Annotated in this window: 1 pseudogene; it reads left to right on the top strand. The window is 41.3% G+C overall.

The features are described from left to right. Positions 1-1,628: pseudogene (gene ltrA, locus O9324_RS15125) on the top strand (group II intron reverse transcriptase/maturase); the annotation flags it as partial. Positions 1,629-1,705 lie beyond the last annotated feature (77 nt).

The following is a 1,705-nucleotide window of genomic DNA, read 5'->3' as shown; positions in this document are numbered from 1 at the left end:
AGCAGTCCGCAAAGTAACCCAAGACAATCAAGGAAAGAAAACAGCAGGAGTCGATGGAATGATAGCAGTATCCCCAGAACAAAGGCTAAATCTAACCGAAGAAATCAAAGGAACACTGAAAGCAAAACCGTTAAGAAGGGTGTGGATTCCTAAACCCGGCAGGGATGAAAAACGTCCCTTAGGAATACCGACCATTAAAGATAGAGCTAGACAAGCGTTGATTAAATCGGCACTTGAACCAGAATGGGAGTCAAAAATGGAAGGAACCAGCTACGGTTTCCGACCGGGAAGGTCTGCCCATGATGCAATATCAAAGATATACATCACCATTAATCAAGGTAGCTACTTTGTATTAGATGCTGATATTGCCAAGTGTTTTGACCGAATTAATCACGACTTTTTACTGTCAAAGATTCATTGTCCAAGCTCCCTTAAAAGAGACATCAAACAATGGCTTAAAGCAGGAGTATTGGATAACGGCGTATTTGAAGAAACAGAAACCGGGACACCACAAGGAGGGGTAATAAGTCCACTACTAGCCAACATCGCACTGGATGGAATGGCTAGACTGATTGAAGCACTATTCCCCAAAAAGAATAATATAAATCAAGCTGTTTTAATAAGGTACGCCGATGACTTCGTAGTGATTTCACCTTCACTCGAAATCATTGAACAGTGCAAGACTGCTATTTCCGAATGGTTAAAACCGATAGGATTAGAACTCAAACCAGAAAAAACCAGAGTATGTCACACACTTAACCCCATTGAATATAATGGGAAAACGGAAGAACCTGGTTTTGATTTTCTAGGATTCAATATCAGACAATATCCAGCAGGAAAATACAAAGCAGGTGAAATAACAAAAGGAATACCCAAAACATTCCTAACCCACATTAAACCTAGCCAAAAAGCAGTTAAAGCCCACATAGAAGTGATTAAAGGTGTAATTAAAAAACATAAAACAGCACCTCAATCAGCCCTGATTAGACAATTAAACCCAATCATTAGAGGATGGGCAAACTACTATTCAGGAGTAGTATCTATGGATACCTTCACAAAACTAGATTCCACAATCTGGTTAATGTTAAGGGCATGGACAGTATCAAGATGCGGTAAAGCGAACTACAAAAAGCTGAGAAACTACTTTAGACCGGGAACAATCAAACTCAGCAAAGGGAAAGAAAGACACGAATCTTGGTTATTTCAAACCAAAGACGGTCTTCATTTATGGAAACATAACTGGACACCAATTGTCAGACATACCCTAGTTCGCCCCGACGCTTCACCTTATGACGGAAATTGGACTTACTGGGCAACCAGACGAGGACAAGCAATCGACACACCTACAAGAGTAGCCAAACTACTCAAAAAGCAACAAGGCAAGTGTAGCCGATGTGGACAATACTTCACCCCATCGGATTTAATTGAAGTTGACCACATTCACCCTCTAAGCTTAGGCGGAAAGGATGAATACAAGAACCTTCAATTACTACACCGCCACTGTCACGATGATAAATCGGCATCTGATGGAAGCCTAGAACCATCTACCCATGTTAACATAGTAGATAATACTAGACCAAACCAAAAGAAGTCAAGCTGTATCCTTAACAAGGGAACAATCAAACTAGGAGCCGTGTGAGGTGAAAGTCTCATGCACGGTTCTGAATGGGAGGGGAGGTCGGTGACGATTTTCTCGACCCCTAAT

It is taken from the genome of Microcystis sp. LE19-84.1B (genome assembly GCF_027531875.1).
Lineage (GTDB): Bacteria > Cyanobacteriota > Cyanobacteriia > Cyanobacteriales > Microcystaceae > Microcystis > Microcystis panniformis.
The sequence above is the reverse complement of the archived record's forward strand: the minus strand, read 5'-3'. Positions and strand labels throughout refer to the sequence as shown.